Source organism: Streptomyces bicolor, from assembly GCF_000719285.1.
GTDB lineage: Bacteria > Actinomycetota > Actinomycetes > Streptomycetales > Streptomycetaceae > Streptomyces > Streptomyces bicolor.
Genome location: NZ_JOFS01000007.1, coordinates 49,463 through 68,760, shown reverse-complemented (window position 1 = coordinate 68,760; position 19,298 = coordinate 49,463). Strand labels below are relative to the sequence as shown.

Annotated in this window: 16 protein-coding genes; 15 read left to right on the top strand and 1 reads right to left on the bottom strand. The window is 71.7% G+C overall.

What is annotated here, in order from left to right:
• Nucleotides 1–5 precede the first annotated feature (5 nt).
• From IF78_RS0110755 to IF78_RS0110685, 15 genes are read left to right on the top strand one after another with little or no spacing between them, the layout of a single operon-like run.
• On the top strand, nucleotides 6–2,186 hold the full coding sequence (locus IF78_RS0110755; RefSeq protein ID WP_031480602.1) for a bi-domain-containing oxidoreductase: 2,181 nt from the start codon (nucleotides 6–8) through the stop codon (nucleotides 2,184–2,186).
• Nucleotides 2,183–4,144 (top strand): heparinase II/III family protein, encoded by a 1,962-nt coding sequence (locus tag IF78_RS0110750; RefSeq protein ID WP_031480604.1) that lies wholly within the window; start codon nucleotides 2,183–2,185, stop codon nucleotides 4,142–4,144. The genes IF78_RS0110755 and IF78_RS0110750 overlap by 4 nt, the downstream gene beginning before the upstream one ends.
• Nucleotides 4,145–4,152: 8 nt before the next feature.
• Nucleotides 4,153–5,682, top strand: coding sequence for a right-handed parallel beta-helix repeat-containing protein (locus IF78_RS0110745; protein WP_031480606.1), 1,530 nt, complete (start codon nucleotides 4,153–4,155; stop codon nucleotides 5,680–5,682).
• A gap of 1 nt (nucleotide 5,683) precedes the next feature.
• Nucleotides 5,684–7,009 (top strand): membrane protein, encoded by a 1,326-nt coding sequence (locus IF78_RS0110740; protein ID WP_031480608.1) that lies wholly within the window; start codon nucleotides 5,684–5,686, stop codon nucleotides 7,007–7,009.
• A gap of 2 nt (nucleotides 7,010–7,011) precedes the next feature.
• The gene (locus IF78_RS0110735) at nucleotides 7,012–8,223 is read left to right on the top strand and encodes a glycosyltransferase (RefSeq protein ID WP_031498186.1); all 1,212 of its coding nucleotides are present in this window, start codon (nucleotides 7,012–7,014) and stop codon (nucleotides 8,221–8,223) included.
• Entirely contained in the window at nucleotides 8,220–9,473 is a 1,254-nt protein-coding gene (locus IF78_RS0110730) for a class I SAM-dependent methyltransferase (protein WP_031480612.1), read from the top strand. Before IF78_RS0110735 ends, IF78_RS0110730 begins: the two co-directional genes overlap by 4 nt.
• Complete coding sequence (locus IF78_RS0110725) at nucleotides 9,470–10,264, top strand: sugar phosphate nucleotidyltransferase (RefSeq protein WP_031480614.1); 795 nt, start codon at nucleotides 9,470–9,472, stop codon at nucleotides 10,262–10,264. The genes IF78_RS0110730 and IF78_RS0110725 overlap by 4 nt, the downstream gene beginning before the upstream one ends.
• Entirely contained in the window at nucleotides 10,261–10,908 is a 648-nt protein-coding gene (locus IF78_RS0110720; RefSeq protein ID WP_031480616.1) for a PIG-L deacetylase family protein, read from the top strand. The genes IF78_RS0110725 and IF78_RS0110720 overlap by 4 nt, the downstream gene beginning before the upstream one ends.
• Before the next feature lie 3 nt (nucleotides 10,909–10,911).
• Complete coding sequence (locus tag IF78_RS0110715; RefSeq protein ID WP_031480618.1) at nucleotides 10,912–11,937, top strand: NAD-dependent epimerase/dehydratase family protein; 1,026 nt, start codon at nucleotides 10,912–10,914, stop codon at nucleotides 11,935–11,937.
• A gap of 20 nt (nucleotides 11,938–11,957) precedes the next feature.
• Nucleotides 11,958–13,232: a DUF4910 domain-containing protein gene (locus IF78_RS0110710; RefSeq protein ID WP_031480620.1), complete on the top strand. Its 1,275-nt coding sequence runs from the start codon at nucleotides 11,958–11,960 to the stop codon at nucleotides 13,230–13,232.
• On the top strand, nucleotides 13,229–14,527 hold the full coding sequence (locus IF78_RS0110705; protein WP_031480622.1) for an MATE family efflux transporter: 1,299 nt from the start codon (nucleotides 13,229–13,231) through the stop codon (nucleotides 14,525–14,527). Before IF78_RS0110710 ends, IF78_RS0110705 begins: the two co-directional genes overlap by 4 nt.
• Nucleotides 14,524–15,471 carry a glycosyltransferase family 2 protein gene (locus IF78_RS0110700; protein ID WP_031480624.1) on the top strand — a complete coding sequence of 316 codons (948 nt, stop codon included), beginning with the start codon at nucleotides 14,524–14,526 and terminating at the stop codon, nucleotides 15,469–15,471. The genes IF78_RS0110705 and IF78_RS0110700 overlap by 4 nt, the downstream gene beginning before the upstream one ends.
• Nucleotides 15,468–16,673 (top strand): polysaccharide pyruvyl transferase family protein, encoded by a 1,206-nt coding sequence (locus tag IF78_RS0110695; protein ID WP_031480625.1) that lies wholly within the window; start codon nucleotides 15,468–15,470, stop codon nucleotides 16,671–16,673. The genes IF78_RS0110700 and IF78_RS0110695 overlap by 4 nt, the downstream gene beginning before the upstream one ends.
• Nucleotides 16,670–17,221: a dTDP-4-dehydrorhamnose 3,5-epimerase gene (rfbC, locus tag IF78_RS0110690; protein ID WP_031480627.1), complete on the top strand. Its 552-nt coding sequence runs from the start codon at nucleotides 16,670–16,672 to the stop codon at nucleotides 17,219–17,221. Before IF78_RS0110695 ends, rfbC begins: the two co-directional genes overlap by 4 nt.
• A 7-nt stretch (nucleotides 17,222–17,228) precedes the next feature.
• On the top strand, nucleotides 17,229–18,557 hold the full coding sequence (locus IF78_RS0110685; RefSeq protein WP_031480629.1) for a glutamate-1-semialdehyde 2,1-aminomutase: 1,329 nt from the start codon (nucleotides 17,229–17,231) through the stop codon (nucleotides 18,555–18,557).
• 12 nt (nucleotides 18,558–18,569) lie between these two features.
• On the opposite strand, the gene IF78_RS0110680 is transcribed toward IF78_RS0110685, so the two are convergent.
• A complete protein-coding gene (locus tag IF78_RS0110680; RefSeq protein WP_031480631.1) occupies nucleotides 18,570–19,256 on the bottom strand; it encodes a phosphatase PAP2 family protein in 687 nt (228 codons plus the stop codon).
• Between the last annotated feature and the right edge of the window lie 42 nt (nucleotides 19,257–19,298).

The window sequence follows — 19,298 nt, the reverse complement described above, 5'->3', positions numbered from 1 at the left end:
TCGGGTTGAAGCAGGTTGTGCAGAACTACAAGAGCGGCGAGCTGGCGGTACTCGACGTGCCGGTGCCGGGGTGCAAGCCGGGCGGTGTGCTGGTCCGCAGCGCCTACTCGCTGATATCCACCGGGACCGAGCTCATGAAGGTGTCCGAGGCCGGCATGTCGATGCTGGGCAAGGCCCGTTCCCGCCCGGACCAGGTGGCCAAGGTCATGCAGAGCGTGGCCACCAACGGGGTGCCCGCCACCTATCGCAAGGTGATGGGCAAGCTGGACTCGTACACGCCGCTGGGCTACTCGCTGTGCGGGGTGGTCGAGCAGGTCGGCGCCGGCATCGACGACGTGAAGGTCGGCGACCTGGTGGCCTGCGCCGGCAACGAGCACGCGCTGCACGCCGAGCTGAACTGGGTGCCGAAGAACCTCTACACCCCGGTGCGGGACGGCCTCGCCCCGCGGCACGCCGCCTTCGGCACCGTCGGGTCGATCGCGTTGCAGGGCGTCCGACAGGGCGAGCCACAGCTCGGCGAAGTGGCACTGGTCATCGGCCTCGGGCTGATCGGACAGTTGGTCGTGCAGCTCCTCGCCGCCTCGGGAGTGCGCGTCGTCGGGGTCGACCCCGATCCGGTGCGCTGCGAGCTCGCCGAGCGGCTGGGCGCCGCGGCCTGCGGCGATCCCGCGTCCGCGGCCGTGGAGACCGCCGTCGCCGAGCTCACCGGCGGTCACGGAGTGGACCAGGTGTATCTGGCCGCCGGTGGCGGCAGCAACCAGCCCGTCGAGCTGGCCGCCAAGCTGAGCCGGGACCGCGGCCGGGTCGTCGACATCGGCAAGTGCCGCCTTGACCTGCCGTGGAACGCGTACTACGAGAAGGAGCTCGACGTCCGGTTCTCGCGCAGTTACGGCCCTGGGCGCTACGACCCGGAGTACGAGCTGGAGGGGCGGGACTACCCGATCGGCTACGTGCGCTGGACCGAGCGCCGCAACCTGGCGTGCTTCCTCGACCTCGTCGCCCGTGGCAGCGTCGACGTGGAGCCCCTGGTCTCCCACATCGCCGACTTCGATGACGCCGTCGGGACGTACCAGCGTCTGAAGGACGGCGAACTGAAGGCCGTGGCTGTGCTGTTCCGGTACCCCGAAATCGCGGGGGATGCGGAGGAAGCGGAGACCCCGGCCGTGGCCGTACCCGCGGTGACCGTGAAGCGGAGTGCGGCCAGGGCCGCCAAGACGCCGGTGCGCCTCGCGTTCGTCGGCGCCGGAAATTACGCGACGTCGATGCTGCTGCCGCACCTGGCACAGCGCGACGGCGTCGAGCTGTCCACGGTCGTCACCACGACGGCGCTCTCGGCGGCCAACGGGCAGCGGAAGTTCGGCTTCGCCGAGGCGACCACCGACCTCGACGCCGTGCTGGGCGACAAGTCCATCGACGCGGTGTTCGTCGTCACCCGGCACAGCTCGCACGCCGAACTGACCCGGAAGGCTCTGCTGGCCGGCAAGACGGTCTTCGTGGAGAAGCCCCTGGCCCTCACCGAGGACGAACTGGCCGGCGTGCTCGCCGCGGTGGAGGAGTCCGGCAACGACCGGCTCCAGGTCGGCTTCAACCGCCGGTTCGCGCCGCTGCTGCAGGAGGCCAAGCAGCGGTTCGGCGCCAGGACCGGACCGGCGAACCTCCGCTACCTGGTCAACGCGGGTCGGCTGCAGCACGGCAGCTGGTACCTCCAACAAGGCACCGAGGGCTCACGGTTCGCCGGCGAGGGCGGACACTTCATCGACACGGCGAGCTGGCTGCTCGACGCCGACCCGGTGTCGGTGTACGCGGTCGCCCCCTCCGGCAACGAGGACCTCCAGGTCGTACTCCGCTACCCGGACGGGTCCACCGCCACCATCAGCTACGTCACCACCGGCCCGGCCAGCCTCCCCAAGGAGACGCTGGACCTGGTCGCCGACGGCAGGGCGCTACGGCTCGACGACTTCGTCCGCGCCTCGGTGTATGGCCGTAAGCGGTGGGTCAGTTCGCGGCTGCCCAAGGCCCGGGACAAGGGCCAGAACGCCGAGCTGGCCGCGTTCGTCAAGGCCGTGCGGACCGGCGGGCCGATGCCGGTGCCGCTTCAGTCGCTGGTCGCCACCACGGCGGCCACCCTTGCCGTGCAGACCGGCCTGGCGGCCGGTGCCCCGGTGACGTTGGCGGGGGCGCGATGAGCATGAGCGCGGGCTGGTACCTGCGGCGGCTGTCCCGGATGGGGCCGCAGGAGGTCGCGGGCCGGGTGGGTGACGCGGTGCGCAGGCGCAGGTGGCGGTCGGCGCGGCCCACCTGCCCGAGCGTGACCGGCGCCCGCTTCACCGCGGTCCTGCCCGCCGGGACGATCGCCGCCATCCCTCCGGACGCCGCGAAGCGTCTCATCGCCGAGGCGGACCGGCTGATGTACGGGCACGTCGAGTACTTCGGGGTGGTCCGCGACGACCTGACCGACCCGGACTGGTGGTGCGACCCGAAGACCGGGCGCCGGGCTCCGTTCGGCTACGCCTTCGACGTGCCGTACCGGAACGAGGACGCGGTCGGGGACATCAAGCAGATCTGGGAACTGTCCCGGCATCAGTACCTCACCGTGCTCGCCGCCGCCTACGCCATCACCGGGAACGAGCGGTACGCCGAGCGCGTGGCCGAGCACCTGCGGTCGTGGTGGGCGGCCAACCCACCGCTGCGCGGCGTGCACTGGATCAGCGGTATCGAGCTGGGCATCCGGCTGCTGTCCTGGGTGTGGATCCGCCGACTGCTCGACGGCTGGCCGGGCGCGGCCGCTCTGTTCGAGGGCAACCCGGTGGCGCTGAACCAGATCTGGCACCACCAGCGCTGGCTGGCCGCCTTCCCCAGCCGGGGGTCCTCGGCGAACAACCACGTCATCGCCGAGGCCGCCGGGCAGTTCACCGCGGCCTGCGCGTTCGGCTGGTTCCCTTCCTCGGCGCGTTGGCGCGCCGACGCGCTGCGGTCGCTGGAGCGGCATCTGCGCGGCAACACCTTCGCCTCCGGCCTCAACCGCGAGCTGGCCACCGAGTATCACGGCCTTGTGCTGGAGCTCGCCCTGGCCGCGGTGGCCGAGGCGGATGCCGCCGACGTGCCGGTCCCCGCGTCGATCCGGCTGGTGCTGCTGCGGATGACCGACGCGCTCGCGGCCGTCGTGGACAGCCGGTTACGGCCGCCGCGCCAGGGGGACGCGGACGACGGGCACGGTCTGGTCGTGGACGGCGCGGGCACCGACCGCTGGGCCTCGCTGCTGGCCACCGGGGACGCCGTGTTCGGTCGGCTTCCCTGGTGGCCGGAGGTGACCGGCACGGATGTGCGCAGCCCGCTGCTGGCCGCGCTCATCAAGCCCACCGAACCGACCGTGACCCGACCGGCAAGCCGCCCCGCGCACTTCGCCGACGCGGGCATGACCATCCTGCGCGGTCCGGGGAAGACGGGGGAGCTCTGGTGCCGCTGCGACGGTGGTCCGCACGGCTTCCTGTCCATCGCCGCGCACGCCCACGCGGACGCGCTGTCCGTGGAGGTCCGGCACGACGGCGTCGATGTGCTCGCCGACCCGGGGACGTACTGCTACCACGGGCAGCCCGAGTGGCGGCAGTACTTCCGGTCGACCCTCGGCCACAACACCCTGCAGCTGGACGGCGATGACCAGTCCGTCTCCGGCGGCCCGTTCCTGTGGACCCGGCATGCCCGCACTCGCGTCCTGGTCGTGGACCCAGCGGATACATCCGACAAGGGGGTGGCCCGCTGGTGCGCCGAGCACGACGGTTACCAGCCCTCCATGCACCGCCGCCGGGTGGAGCTGACTGCCGCGAGCCAGGAGCTGAGGGTGGTTGACGAGGTGCGCGGCCCGCGCCGGGCCGTGCGGCTGGCGTTCCACCTCGGCCCGGCGATCACCGCGGACCTGGTGGGGAACCGGGCGGTGCTCACGTGGACCCGGGACGGCGAGGACCGCTCCGCGGCGCTCGACCTGCCCGGGCAGCTGTCCTGGCGGGCGCATCGCGGCGAGACCGACCCGCCACTGGGCTGGTACTCCGCGGGATTCGGGCGCAAGGAACCCTCCACAACGCTGGTCGGCACCGGATTCGCCGACGGCGCGGAGGGCTTCACCACCGTGCTCAGGTTCCGCGGCTAGGGGGGCGCGTGGGGTTCAAGAGGCGACACCGGGCGTGGGCGGCGGCACCGCTGACGCTGGCCCTGCTGGCGGCGACCGGCTGTGAGGGCACGAGCACGTCGGACGCCGGCGCGAAGCCGACCGCCGCGCCGCCGTCCACGCCCGTGGCCCGGGTGTGCGCCAAGCCCGCGGCCGGGCCGGCGAAGGCGCCGGCGGGCGCGGTGACGGTCGACCCCGCGGTGGTCGGTGACCTGGCAGCGAAGACCAAGGGCAACCCCCCGAACACCACGTTCTGGCTTCGGCCCGGCAAGCACCGGCTCGACCCGGACCGCTACGCCCAGGTCATCCCCAAGGAGGGGAACCGCTACCTCGGTGCGCCGGGCGCGGTGCTCGACGGCGGGAAGAAGAACCAGTACGCGTTCGGCGGCACCGCCCGCGACGTCACCATCCGCCACCTGACCGTGGAGGGTTTCGTCGCGCCGCACGACGAGGGCGTGGTCAACCATGACTCGGCCGACGGGTGGGTGATCGAGCACTCGACGATCCAGAACAACTCCGGCGCCGGGCTGATGGCCGGTTCTCGCCAGCGGGTCCGCGCCAACTGTCTGCGCGCCAACGGTCAGTACGGCATGAACGCGTACAAGGCCAACGGCCGGATCAGCGCCCTGCTGGTCGAGGGCAACGAGATCGTGGGCAACAACACCGGCGACTGGGAGCGGCGGCGGAAGGGCTGCGGCTGCACCGGAGGCATCAAGTTCTGGGCCGTCAACGGGGCCGACGTACGCGGCAATTGGGTGCACGCCAACCGCGGCACAGGGTTGTGGGCGGACACCAACAACAACGACTTCCGCATCGAGAACAACGTGCTCGAGGCCAACGACGGTGCCGCGCTGATCTACGAGACCAGCTACAACGCGGTCATCCGGAAGAACACGATCCGCAAGAACAACTGGGTCGAGGGCCGCAGGGAGGCCGAGCGCGGCGACAGCTTCCCGTTCGCGACCGTCTATCTGTCCGAGTCCGGCGGCGAACCACGGGTCCGGGCCCGCACCGACAAGATCGAGATCTACCGGAACGTCCTGGAGAACAACTGGTCCGGGATCACCCTGTGGGAGAACGCCGACCGGTTCTGCAACAGCCCGGCCAACACCTCGTCCGGTGACTGCACCTTGCTGGTGCGGGACACCGACCGCTGCGCGAGACCGGCGATCGGCAAGCCCCCGCTCTATGCCGACTGCCGGTGGAAGACGCAGCGGGTGGACATCCACGACAACCGCTTCGTGCTGGACAAGTCCGTCGTCAAGTGCAGGGAGAAGTGCGACCGAATGGCGGTGCTGGCCAACTACGGCACCTATCCGGACTGGTCGCCGTACCAGGGCGTGCGGGTGGCCGAGGCGATCACCCACAAGCAGGGCAATCGCTGGCACGACAACGTCTACGTCGGACCGTGGAGGTTCGTTGCCTACGACCCGAGCCGGGTGCTGGCCTTCGGGCAGTGGCAGGGCAAGCGTTACCGGCAGGACGCGGGCAGCACCCTCGACCCACGGGCCGGTGGTTGAGATGAGCGGGGACCTGCGGCGCGGTGCGCTGCCGGGACCGGACACGGCGGGCACGCGGCCCGGCGCCGAACGGCGCCCGGCCGGCACACCGAGGATCGTCGGGATCGTCTGGGGATTGCTGGTCATCAACACGCTCGGCTCCGCGGGGGCGAAGACCATCGTTCCGCTGCCCCGCTCCCTCATCCAGATGGTCACCATGGGCGCGCTGGTCGCCGCGTTCGCGCTGGCGCTCGCGGTCAATCTCCGGCTGCACATCCGACCCAGTGCCTACCTGCTCCTGCTCACCCTGCTGCTGGTGCCGAGCGTGATCTCCAGCGCGAACCTGGAGTCCGGGTTCGGCGCGCTGTTCCGCTGCGCCCGGCTGGCTCTCTTCGTCGGCACGCTGTGGCTGCTCAGCCGCTGGTGGGACGGCGGCCTGACGCTCGTCCGGAGCCACATACGGATGTACTTCGCGGTGCTCGGGTCGGTGGCCGCCGGCCTGGCCATCTCACCGGGCGCCGCCCTGCCCGAGCTGTACGGCGGACGCCTCGTCGGCGCGTTGTGGCCGCTCACCCCGCCGCAGATCGGACAGTACGCCGCGGTGATCATCGGGCTGACCGTGCTGCTCGTACTGGGCCGCCGGACGGACAGGGCCAGTGCCGCGGTCGTCATCGTGCCGTCACTCGTCCTGCTCGCGTTGACCCACACCCGGACGGCCACGCTCGGCCTGTTCATCGGGCTGGCGTTGGCGATCGGATCGCTCATCCTGACCAGCGCCGCGGCCCGCCGGTTCTTCACCTGGGCGGTGCTGTGCGCCGCGGTGGCCGCGGTGGGGTTCGCCTCCGCGCTGCAGGCGTGGTTCCTGCGCGGGCAGAGCAAGGAGAACTTCTCCAACCTCACGGGTCGGGCCAAGGTCTGGGACGCCCTGCTGGCGGAGCCCCGGACGACCGGCGAGACGTGGTTCGGGATGGGCCTGGGCGACAAGTCGTTCGGCGGGCTGCCGATCGACAACAGCTGGCTGGCCGTCTACCAGGAACAGGGTCTGATCGGCGTCACCCTCGTCGCGGCGGTCATCCTGGTGCTGGGCGGCGTCGCGTTGCTGCGGCCACCGTCGCTGCCGAGGGCCTGCGCGATCTTCCTGATCAGCTACTGCGCGATCGCGTCGTACACCGAGGCCGGGCTGGGCGACGCCTCGCCGTATCTGCTGCATCTGGCCGTGGCCGCCTCGCTGCTGGCGGCACCTGCCGCGGCCACTCCCCTCTCGACGCCCGGAGTCCCTCGACTCTCGACGCCCGGCGTCCCTCGACAACGCGTCCCGCGATGGGCCCGTGGATCGGAGGTGATCTGAGCATGCACGTCCTCGTGGTGCACAACCGCTACGCCTCGGCGCAACCGAGCGGCGAGAACAAGGTCGTCGACCAGGAGGTGGGGCTGCTGCGCGCGGCCGGCCACCGGGTCGAGGTGTTCGAGCGACGCAGCGACGACATCGCCGCCCGGTCCCTGCTCGGCAAGGTCGCGGTACCGCTCCTCGTGCCGTGGAATCCGGCGGTCCGCACGGAACTCGCCGCCCGGCTCCGCACCGAGCGGCCGGACATCGTCCACGTCCACAACGTCTTCCCGCTTCTGTCGCCCGCGGTCCTTGCCGCCTGCGCCGACGCCGGCGTGCCCGCCGTCGCCACGCTGCACAACTACACCCAGGTCTGCCCGCCCGGCACGCTGCAGCGGGACGGCCGGCCGTGCACCGAGTGCGTCGGGACGGCGGCGCCGCTGCCCGCCGTCCGGCACGGCTGCTACCGGAATTCCCGGCTTGCGACGGTGCCGCTGGCGGTCAGCCTGTCGGTCAACCGGCGGCGGTGGTGGTCCGGTGTGGAGCGGTTCTTCTGCATCTCGGCGGCGCAGCGCGACGTTCTGGTGCGGTCCGGCATGCCGGCCGAGCGGCTGGCGGTGAAGCACAACTTCGTGCCCGACCCGGGCGACTGCCGAGCAGGCGAGGGCGAGCATCTGCTCTACCTCGGCCGGCTCGCGGAGGCAAAGGGCGTACGGCTGCTCATGGCCGCGTGGGACGAGATCGCCGCGAGCGGCGGTGTGGGCGTACCGCTCGTGATCGCCGGCACCGGGCCACTGGAGGGAGAAGTGACCGCCTGGGCGGCGGGCCGGGACGACGTGCGCTACGTCGGCCTGTTGGACCCGGCGCAGTGCCGGACGGCCGTCGCGCGGTCGGTCGCCGTGGTGGCTCCCTCGACCTGGCTGGAGGCGTTCGGCCTGGTGGTCGTGGAGGCGATGGCGGCCGGGGTCCCGGTCGTCGCCGCGGGTCACGGCGCCTTCGTCGAACTCGTCGAGGACGGGAAGACCGGGCTGCTGCACCGGCCGGGCGATGCCGCCTCGCTCGCGTCCTGCGTACGCCGGATCGCGGCCGGACCGGCCCGCAACCGGGAGATGGGCCAGGCGGCCCGGCGCCGTTACGAGCAGGGTTTCAGCCCGGCCGTCGGCCTGGAGCGCCTGCTGGAGGAGTACCGCACCGCGATCGCGGGTCGGACGGAATCAATGGGGGGCAGTAGATGACACGATGCCGACTCTGCGGCTCGGAGGCGATGGCGAGCGTCGTCGATCTCGGGGCGACACCACCATGCGAGAGCTTTCTCGCCGCGGACCAACTGGACCAGCCGGAGCCGGCGTACCCGCTGCACCTGCGGGTCTGCACCGACTGCTGGCTGGCGCAGATCCCGCCGCTGATCACGCCGGAGGAGACGTTCAAGGAGTACGCGTACTTCTCCTCGTACTCCACCTCCTGGGTGGAGCACGCGCGCACGTTCGTCGCCGACGCCGTACAGCGCCTGAGTCTCGGCTCCCATGGCTCCGATGGCACCGACGCCTTCGTGGTCGAGGTCGCGAGCAACGACGGGTACCTGCTGAAGCACGTGGTGGACCGGGGGATCCGCTGCCTCGGCATCGAGCCGTCGGTGAACGTCGGCGCCGCGGCGCGCGAGGCGGGTGTGCCCACGCTCACGGAGTTCCTGAGCCCGGACACCGGCGCCGCCGTCCGCGAAGAACACGGCCCGGCGGACCTGGTCGTGGCCAACAACGTGTACGCGCACATCCCCGACGTGGTCGGGTTCACCCAGGGGCTGCGCGCCCTGGTCGCCGACGACGGCTGGGTATCCATCGAGGTGCAGCACCTGCTGACCCTGATCGAGGAGAACCAGTACGACACGATCTACCACGAGCACTTCCAGTACTACACGGTCGCGTCCGCGATCCGGGCGCTGGCCAGCGGCGGACTCGCGCTCGTGGACGTCGAGTTGCTGCCCACGCACGGCGGCTCCATCCGGCTGTGGGCGCGGCCCGTCGAGGTGGCCGGCGAGCCGTCGCAGCGGGTGGCCGACGTACTGGCCCGGGAGAAGGCCGCCGGGCTGCAGGAGCTGTCGGGGTACACCGAGTTCTCCGCCCGGGTGGCCAAGGTGCGCCGGGACCTCCTGAAGTTCCTCATCGAAGCGGCCGAGCGCGGCGAGACGGTCGTCGGCTACGGCGCCCCGGGCAAGGGCAACACCCTGCTCAACCACTGCGGCATCCGGCCCGACCTGCTCGCGTACACGGTCGACCGCAACCCCTACAAGCACGGCAGGTTCACCCCGGGCACCCGCATCCCGATCCTGCCGCCCGAGCAGATCGCCGCCGACCGACCGAACTACGTCCTCGTCCTGCCCTGGAACCTGCGGGCCGAGCTGGTCGAGCAGCTGTCCTTCGTGCACGAGTGGGGCGGCCGGCTGGTCTTTCCCATCCCGGAACTGAGCATTGTCGAGGTCACACGATGAAGGTCGTACTGTTCTGCGGCGGTTACGGGATGCGGATGCGCAACGGGACCTCCGACGACGTGCCCAAGCCGATGGCGATGGTCGGCCCGCGACCGCTGATCTGGCACGTCATGCGCTACTACGCGCACTTCGGGCACAAGGAGTTCATCCTGTGCCTCGGATACGGGGCCCACCACATCAAGGACTTCTTCCTCAACTACGAGGAGACGACGTCCAACGACTTCGTGCTGCGAGGCGGGCGGACCGAGCTGCTCTCGACCGACATCGCGGACTGGACGATCACGTTCGCGCAGACCGGCATCGAGTCACCGATCGGGGAGCGGCTGCGCCGGGTGCGGCACCACCTGGACGGCGACGAGATGTTCCTCGCCAACTACGCCGACGTACTGACCGACGCCCCGCTGCCGGAGATGATCGACCGGTTCGCGCGGCGCGACGCCGGTGCGTCGATGATGGTGGTGCCGCCGCAGTCCTCGTTCCACTGCGTGGACCTGGGCGAGGACGGCCTGGTGGGCGGCATCACCGCGGTGAGCGATCTGCCGCTGTGGGAGAACGGCGGCTACTTCGTGCTCCGCCAGGAGGTCTTCGACCACATACCGGAGGGCGGGGACCTGGTCGCCGACGGATGCGCCCAACTCGCCAAGCACGGCCGGTTGGTGGCGCATCAGCACCGCGGCTTCTGGAAGCCGACGGACACCGTGAAGGAGCGGGCCGCGCTCGACGCCGCCTACGCCCGCGGCGACCGCCCGTGGGCCGTGTGGGAACGGGACGGCGCGGGGGTGCGCGCGTGATCCGGCTCGGCACCGGCAGCCCGGACCGGATCGTCGCGCTGGGCGCGCACTGCGACGACATCGCCATCGGCGCGGGCGGCACACTGCTGACTCTGTGCCGCGCGCGGCCGGGCATCCGTGTCGACGCGCTGGTGCTCTCCGGCGGCGGCAGCGAGCGCGAGCAGGAGGAGCAGGCCGCGCTCGCCGCCTTCTGCCCGGGCGCCGATCTGCGGTTGACCGTGCACAAGCTGCCGGACGGCCGCCTGCCCGCGCACTGGGAAGAGGCCAAGTCCGCCGTCGAGGAACTGCGCGCGCAGACCGACCCGGACCTGATCCTCGCGCCGCGCACCGATGACGCGCACCAGGACCACCGCGGTCTGGCCCAGCTGATACCCACCGCATTCCGCGACCACCTCGTCCTCGGCTACGAGATCGTCAAGTGGGACGGCGACCTCGGCCGGTTGGCGGCGTACCAGCCGCTCTCGCCGGAGATCGCCGAACAGAAAGTGCGGCTGCTGCAGGAGCACTATCCCTCGCAGCGGCACCGGCCCTGGTACGACCGGGAGGCCTTCCTCGGCCTCGCACGCATCCGCGGAATCGAATGCCACGAGCGCTACGCCGAGGCGTTCGCCGTCACCAAACTCACGCTCAACCTGGGGGGTTGAACCTTGCGCGTACTACTGACCGGACACCAGGGCTACCTGGGCACCGTGATGGCCCCGGTACTGGCCGCCGCCGGACATGAGGTCGTCGGCCTCGACTCCGGGCTGTTCGCCGACTGCGTCCTCGGCCCGACGCCCGCGGACCCGCAGGGGCACCGGGTGGACCTGCGCGACATCACGGCCGACCACGTGGCCGGGGTGGACGCCGTGATCCACCTGGCCGCACTCTCCAACGACCCGCTGGGATCGCTGGCGCCCGAACTCACCTACGACATCAACCACCACGCCTCCGTACGGCTGGCCCGGCTGGCCCGCGACGCCGGAGTGCGGCGCTTCCTGTACGCGTCGACGTGCTCGGTCTACGGCGCCGCCGGCGGCGACGACCTGGTCGGCGAGGACGCCCCGCTGCGCCCGGTGACGCCGTACGCGGAGTCCAAGGTGCGGGTGGAGGACGACCTGCACGCGCTGGCCGACGGCGACTTCACCCCGGTGTTCATGCGCAACGCCACCGCCTTCGGTTACTCGCCCCGGCTGCGCGCCGACATCGTGCTGAACAACCTGGTGGGCCACGCGCTCCTGTCCGGCGAGGTCCTCGTGCTCTCCGACGGCACCCCCTGGCGTCCTCTGGTGCACGCCGCCGACATCGCACGGGCCTTCACAGCCGCGCTGACCGCGCCGCGGGAAGCGGTGCACGACCGGGCGTTCAACATCGGCAGCGAGATCAACAACGTGACGGTCGCTGAGATCGCCGAGCAGGTCGCCGAGGCGGTGGCCGGGGCGAAGGTGGTGATCACCGGGGAGACCGGTGCCGATCCGCGCTCGTACCGGGTCGACTTCTCCCGGTTCCGCAACGCCATCCCCGGCTTCGACTGCGAGTGGACGGTGAAGCAGGGCGCCCTCGACCTCGCCGACGCCTACCGCCGACACGGGCTGACCCGGGAGGACTTCGAGCGCCGCTTCACCCGCCTCGCCGTGCTGCGCGCGGCGTCCGACGCCGGCACCGTCGACGACACCCTGCGGTGGCGCGGATGACCGCGGCCGGCGACCAGCCGATGACCTCCACCGGCGCGGAGATGTACGCGCTGGTGGAGCGGCTGTACCCGCTGTGCCGGAGCATCACCGGCGACGGTGTGCGCGCCACCCTGGACATCGTCAGGGAGTACATCCCGCTGCAGGTGCACGAGGTACCGACCGGGACGCAGGTGCTCGACTGGACGGTGCCGCAGGAGTGGAACATCCGGGACGCCTACATCGCCGACACCGCCGGCCACCGGGTCGTCGACTTCGCCGCGTCGAGCCTGCACGTGCTCGGCTACAGCGTGCCGGTGTCGGCGACCATGCCGCTGGCCGAGCTGCGCCCGCACCTGCACACCCTGCCGGAGCACCCGTCCTGGGTGCCGTACCGCACCAGCTACTACAAGCCGGAATGGGGGTTCTGCCTGGCCCAGGACACCCTGGACGCGCTGCCGGACGGCGAGTACGAGGTGCGCATCGACTCCACGCTCGCCGACGGCCATCTCACCTACGCCGAGCACGTGGTCCCCGGGCAGGTCGCCGACGAGGTGATCGTCTCCTGCCACGTCTGCCACCCGTCGCTGGCCAACGACAACCTGGCCGGCATCGCGGTGGCGACGTTCCTGGCCCGGGCGCTGGCCGAGGAGACGCCGTACTACACCTACCGGTTCCTGTTCGCGCCCGGCACCATCGGCGCGATCACCTGGCTGGCCCGCAACGCGGAGCGGGTGGAGCGGGTCAAGCACGGCCTTGTGCTGGCCTGCGCCGGCGACTCGGGCCGGCTGACGTACAAGCAGAGCAGGCGCGGCGACGCGGAGATCGACCGGGTGATGCGGCACGTGCTGGACACCTCCGAACGCCCGCACCGCGTCGCCGAGTTCACTCCGTACGGCTACGACGAGCGACAGTTCTGCTCGCCCGGGTTCAATCTGGGCGTGGGCTCGCTCACCCGGACCCCGTACGCCGGCTACCCCGAGTACCACACCTCGGCGGACAACCTGGACTTCGTCTCCCCGGGGGCGATGGCGGACACGCTCGCCGTCTGCCGCGAGGCGTTCGCCGTACTGGACCGCAACCGGCGGTACGCCAACCTCAGCCCCTACGGCGAACCACAGCTGGGCCGGCGTGGGTTGTACGACGCGCTCGGCGGCCGCAGTGACACCAAGCAGGCCCAGATGGCCATGCTCTGGGTGCTCAACCTCTCCGACGGCGAGCACAGTGTGCTGGACGTCGCCGAACGGTCCGGGCTGCCGTTCGAGACCGTCGCCGCCGCGGCCGACGCCCTGCACGGCGCCGGGCTGATCAAGGCATGACGCCGTTGACCACCGAGGAGGAGAAGACGAGGCCCAAGGCGGCGACCGCCAGACGGGCCATCGTCGGCCGGCTGTCCTGGGGACTGGCCGACCAGGCGGCCTCCAGCATGACCAACTTCGCGGTGGGGATCTACGTGGCACGCTCGCTCGGGCTGACCGCGTTCGGCGTGTTCAGCCTGGCCTGGGTGACCTACGGCGTGGTGCTGAACGTCTCCCGCGGACTGGCCACCGACCCGCTCGTGGTGCGCTTCAGCGGCGTGTCGGACACGTCCTGGCGCGGGGCGGTGGCCCGGTCGTCGGGTACCGCGCTCGGCGTGGGTACCGCCATCGGCGCGGCGTGTCTGGTGATCGGTCTCGCTGTCGGCGGCAGCGTGGGACCCGCGTTCGTCTGCCTCGGCGTCATGCTGCCGGGGCTGCTGCTGCAGGACGCCTGGCGGTACGCGTTCTTCGCCGCCGGCGCCGGGCGGAAGGCGTTCGTCAACGACCTCGTCTGGGGCGTCGCGCTCGTCCCGGCCATGGTCGTGGCGGCCCGCGTGGGCAGCGTGGCCGCATTCGTGCTCGCCTGGGGCGCGTCCGCCGCTGTCGCCGCGGCGTACGGCTGCATCCAGTCCGGCATCCGGCCCCACGTGACCGGAGCGCGCGCGTGGCTTCGCGAGCACCGCGACCTCGGCACGCGGTACCTGGTCGAGAACACCTGCCTCAGCGGCGCGAGCCAGCTGCGGGCGTACGGCCTCGGCGTGATCGTCGGGGTCGGCGCGGTGGGCGCGGTCCGGGGCGCCGAGCTGCTGCAAGGCCCGTTCCTCGCCGTGCTGATGGGGCTTTCACTGGTCACCGTCGCGGAGGCGGCACGGGTGCTGCGGCGGGCCCCGCACCAACTGGCCAGGTTCTGCCTCCTGCTGGGCGGCGCGCAGGCCGCCGCCGCGCTGCTGTGGGGCGCGGCGCTGCTGCTGATGCCGGACCGGCTCGGCGAGTTGACGCTCGGCGGTGTCTGGCGCTCCGCCTCGGAGCTCATCGTGCCGGCCACGCTCGGCGTCGCGGGCGCCGGCCTCGGCACCGGCGCGGCGGCCGGACTACGCGCGCTCGGCGCGGCCCGGCGCAGCCTGCGCAGCCAGCTGTTCGCCTCCGCCTGTTACGTCATCGGCGGGCTCGGCGGGGCGGCCGTGGCCGGCACGGTCGGCTCGGCCTGGGGCGTCGCCGCCGCGACCGTCTGCGGCTCGGCCGTGTGGTGGCTGCACCTGCGTTCCGCCCTGCGCGAGCGCCAACAAGACCCCCTCCCCGAAGTGAGGACGCCATGACCGCCCATCCCCGGCTGAGCATCGGCCTGCCCGTGTACAACGGCGAGGAGTACCTCGCCGAGTCGCTCGACGCCCTGCTCGGCCAGACCTACGAGGACTTCGAGCTGGTCATCTCCGACAACGCCTCGACCGACGGCACCCAGGACATCTGCCGCGAGTACGCGGCGCAGGACTCCCGAATCCGGTACCTCCGGCTGCGCCGGAACATCGGCGCCGCGCCGAACCACAACTACGTGTTCACCGAGTGCCGCGGCGAGCTGTTCAAGTGGGCGTCGCACGACGACCTTTACGCCCGCGACCTGCTGCGGCGCTGTGTGGAGGCGCTGGACGAGCGGCCGGACGTGATCCTCGCGCACTCCGACCAGGCGGTCATCGACGGCGACGGCAAGGTGAAGGTCCCGTACGAGTACGGGCTGGCCACCGACTCGCCGCACGCGCCGGAGCGCTTTCGCAGCCTGCTGTTCGAGCCCGGTGGCGACGACTTCTACGGAGTGATGCGGGCCGACGTGCTGCGTCGGGTGAAGCCGCACGACAGCTACCACCACGCGGACCGCACGTTCGTCGCCGAGATCACCCTGCACGGGCCCTTCCACCAGGTGCCGGAGCTGCTGTACTTCCGCCGCGACCACCCCACCCGCGCCGAGCGGGCGAACCCGTCCAAGCGCTCCCGGTGCGTCAACCTGGACCCGCGCCGGGCCGGCCCGCTGCACCCGACGCCCCGGCTGCTCGCCGAGTACGTCTGGGGCTTCGTCTCGGCGGTCCGGCGGGCGCCGTTGTCTCCGGCCGACCGGCGCGCCTGCTACCGCCACCTGGCCGCGTGGATGACCAGCCGGGTCCGGCCGGGCGCCGGCGAGCGGGTGGAGGACCGCGCGCCGGTCGACCCGGACCTGCTCACTGTCTCCGTCGGCGCCCTCGTCGCGGGCCGTGAGGGGCGGCGGGCATGAAGACGGGGAAACGTGTGGGGGTGTTCGGCCTGCTCGGCTCCGGCAACCTCGGCAACGACGGGTCGCTCGAGGCCGTGCTCGGGTACCTCCGCGCCGAGCACCCGGAGGCGGTCGTGGACGCGCTGTGCGGCGGACCCGAGGTCGTCGCGGCCCGGTACGGGATCCCCGCGACCCGGCTGCACTGGTACCGCGGGGAGTACCGGACCGCGTCCCGTGCGGGCGCGATCGCGGGGAAGGGTCTGGGCAAGCTCGTCGACGTCTTCCGCACCGCCGCCTGGGTGCGCCGGCACGACGTGGTGATCGTGCCGGGCATGGGCGTCCTGGAGGCCACACTGCCGCTGCGGCCGTGGGGCTTCCCGTACTCGCTGTTCCTGCTCTGCGCGAGCGGCCGGCTGTTCGGCACCCGGGTCGCGCTGGTCGGCGTAGGCGCGGACGAGATTCACCACCGCCCGACGCGGGCCCTGGTCCGCTGGTCGGCCAGGCTCGCCGCGTATCGCTCGTACCGCGACGACCTGTCCCGTGACGCACTGCGGGCGATGGGGGTGAACACCGCGCGCGACAAGGTCTACCCGGACCTCGCCTTCGCGCTGCCGACACCGGGCGGGAGCGCACCATCGGGCTCTGTCTGCGTAGGCGTCATGGACTTCCACGGCGGCAACGACGACCGTGCCCGGGCCGAGGAGATCCACCGGCGCTACCTGGACGGGACGACACGGTTCGTCCGCGCACTGGTCGAGGACGGCAGGCAGGTACGGCTGCTCACCGGCGATGCCTGCGACGCGCCGGTCGTGGCCGCGATCCTCGACGCGGTGGACTCCCCCCTGGTCACCGCACCCGAAGTCGGCTCACTCGCCGACCTGATGAACGAGATGGCGGCCGCCGGCACAGTGGTGGCGACCCGCTATCACAACCTGGTCTGCGCGCTGAAGGTCGGCGCCCCCACTCTCGCGCTCAGCTACGCGGCGAAGAGCGACGCACTCATGGACCGGATGGGCCTCGCCACCTACTGCCACCCGGCCCGCGAGGTCGACGCCGACCGGTTGCTCGAACAGTTCCGGGAACTGGAGAAGCGATCGGCGGAGCTGCGACAGACCCTGACCGACCGGAATCTGGCCACGACCCGGCAACTCCACGTCCAGTTCCGAGAGTTGACGGTGGCCCTGTGGCCCGCGAACAACCGACCCCGCCAGGAGGCCGCATGAAAGTGACCGAAGTCCCGGCGATAGCGGGCGCGTTCCTCTTCGAGCCGACGCCGTACGCCGACGAACGCGGTTACTTCTGCCGCACCTTCGACGCCGACGTGATCCGCTCGGTGGGACTCGACCCGCACGCCTTCGTGCAGGACAGCGTGTCCCGCTCGGTCCGTGGAGTGCTGCGCGGCCTGCACCTGCGCTCCGGCGCCGGTGAGGCCAAGCTGGTGCGGTGCTCGTACGGCAGGATCTTCGACGTCGTCGTGGACCTGCGGCCGGACTCGCCGACGTATCGCAATGGGACCTTCTTCGAACTGTCCGGCGAGACGCAGGCGACCCTGTACATCCCGGCGGGGTGCGCGCACGGCTTCCAGGCACTTACCGCCACCGCCGACACCTCGTACCGGATCGACCGCCCGCATGACCCGGCCGAGGACGTGACGATCGCCTACGACGACCCGGAGCTCGCCATCCCCTGGCCGCTGCCGGTCACTTTGATGTCTCAGCGGGACCGGGAGGCGCCGAGCCTCGCCGAAGTCCTCAAGCACAGGGAGAGTTGAGGTCGTCGTGGACACCGAAGAATTCCCATTGCCCCGGTCGCGGCAGGCGAACGAACGGCTGCACGCCCTGATCCCCGGCGGCGCCCACACCTATGCCAAGGGCGACGACCAGTACCCCGAGAACCTGGCCCCGGTCATCAGCCACGGCCGCGGTGCCCACGTATGGGACATCGACGGAAACCGCTACATCGAGTACGGCTCCGGCCTGCGCTCGGTCAGCCTCGGCCACGCCCACCCACGCGTCACCGAGGCGGTGCGACGGGAACTCGACCGCGGCAGCAACTTCGTGCGCCCTTCCTTCATGGAGGTCGAGGCCGCGGAACGCTTCCTGGCCACGGTACCGACCGCCGAGATGGTGAAGTTCGCGAAGAACGGCTCCGACGCCACCACCGCCGCGGTACGCCTCGCCCGCGCCGCCACCGGGCGCTCGCGGGTGGCCATCTGCGCCGACCATCCGTTTTTCTCGGTCGACGACTGGTTCATCGGCACCACGCCGATGTCCGCGGGTATTCCGGCGGCGACCACCGACCTCACCGTGGTGTTCCCCTACGGGGACCTGGCGGCCACGGAGGAGTTGCTCAACCGCCACCAGAACGAGGTCGCCTGCCTGATCCTCGAACCCGCTGCCGCCCACACGGAGCCGCCGCCCGGGTACCTCACCGGCCTGCGCGAGCTGGCCGACCGGCACGGCTGCGTGCTGATCTTCGATGAGATGATCACCGGCTTCCGATGGTCCGAGGCGGGCGCCCAGGGCCTGTACGGCGTCGTCCCCGACCTCTCCACGTTCGGCAAGGCGCTGGGCAACGGGTTCGCCGTCTCCGCGCTGGCCGGGCGCCGCGATCTGATGGAGCGGGGCGGGCTGCGTCACTCCGGTGACCGGGTGTTCCTGCTGTCCACCACGCACGGTGCGGAAACGCACTCGCTGGCAGCAGCGATGGCCGTGCAGACCACCTACGTCGAGGAGGGCATCACCGCGCGGCTGCACGCCCTCGGCGAGAGGCTGGCCGCCGGTGTCCGCGACGCCGCGGCGAGCACGGGCGTCGGCGACCACGTCGTCGTCCGGGGCCGGGCCAGCAACCTGGTCTTCGCCACCCTCGACGAGAACGGGCAGCCGTCGCAGCAGTACCGCACCCTGTTCCTGCGCCGGCTCCTCGCGGGCGGCGTGCTGGCCCCGTCGTTCGTGGTGAGCAGCGCGCTCAGTGACGCCGACATCGACCACACCGTCGACGTGGTGGCCCAGGCGTGCGTGGTGTACCGGAAGGCACTGGATGCCGCGGATCCCACTCCCTGGCTGGGCGGGCGACCGGTGAAGCCCGTGTTCCGCCGCCGGGCGTGACGTGACGTGACGTCAGCGGGCCTGTCCCCGACCGGCGTCGGCCATCCGATCGACCAGCCGGTCAGCCGTCCGGTCGACCAGCCACGCGGTCGCCGGTACCACCGCCAGCGCGGTGCACCAGCCGCCGAGGACGTCGGTCGGGTAGTGCGCGCCCAGAGCGACCTGCGCCCAGCCCATGGCGGCGCCGGCGACCAGCCCCGCGACGAGTACGAGTGACGTGCCGGCCGTCCTGCCGAGGCCGAGCCGGCCGGTCGCGAGCAGCGCCACCACGAGGGCGAACGCGGTGAGGAAGGCGGTGTGCCCGCTCGGATAGGACAGGTTGCCGTCGCCATGAATGGTCCGCCCCACCAGGGACTTGAGCAGCGTCGTCGTCCCCACGGTCAGGCCGGCGCCGGCAACGACGAGCACCGCCGCGCGAGGACGCCGAAGCAGCAGGCAGCCCGTCACGGCGGCCACGACCAGCGTCGCCGCTCCCACGGGTTCCCCCAAGAAGTCCGTGGCCAGTGCGACGTACCGCCACGGCGGCCGCACACTGTCCGCCGTCGGCTGAATGAACCACCGGTCCACCGCGCCCGACTCGCTGTCTCCGGCGTACAGAACCCCGAGCACGACGACCACCAGCGCGGCGAGGGCCGCAATGGGCCCGAGCCACACACGCAGCGACGGGGGCAGCACCGCGGGCGCCGACGGGCCGGTCACACGCCCACCGCGTCCGGTCGACCTGCCCTGGTGACTCCGGCA

Bases quoted from the DNA above. Each gene is read 5' to 3' on its own strand.
- IF78_RS0110750 (WP_031480604.1), top strand. From the start codon at position 2,183: ATGAGCATGAGCGCGGGCTGGTACCTGCGGCGGCTGTCCCGGATGGGG.
- IF78_RS0110705 (WP_031480622.1), top strand. From the start codon at position 13,229: ATGACGCCGTTGACCACCGAGGAGGAGAAGACGAGGCCCAAGGCGGCG.
- IF78_RS0110730 (WP_031480612.1), top strand. From the start codon at position 8,220: ATGACACGATGCCGACTCTGCGGCTCGGAGGCGATGGCGAGCGTCGTC.
- IF78_RS0110735 (WP_031498186.1), top strand. From the start codon at position 7,012: ATGCACGTCCTCGTGGTGCACAACCGCTACGCCTCGGCGCAACCGAGC.
- IF78_RS0110695 (WP_031480625.1), top strand. From the start codon at position 15,468: ATGAAGACGGGGAAACGTGTGGGGGTGTTCGGCCTGCTCGGCTCCGGC.
- IF78_RS0110710 (WP_031480620.1), top strand. From the start codon at position 11,958: ATGACCTCCACCGGCGCGGAGATGTACGCGCTGGTGGAGCGGCTGTAC.
- IF78_RS0110725 (WP_031480614.1), top strand. From the start codon at position 9,470: ATGAAGGTCGTACTGTTCTGCGGCGGTTACGGGATGCGGATGCGCAAC.
- IF78_RS0110700 (WP_031480624.1), top strand. From the start codon at position 14,524: ATGACCGCCCATCCCCGGCTGAGCATCGGCCTGCCCGTGTACAACGGC.
- rfbC (WP_031480627.1), top strand. From the start codon at position 16,670: ATGAAAGTGACCGAAGTCCCGGCGATAGCGGGCGCGTTCCTCTTCGAG.
- IF78_RS0110740 (WP_031480608.1), top strand. From the start codon at position 5,684: ATGAGCGGGGACCTGCGGCGCGGTGCGCTGCCGGGACCGGACACGGCG.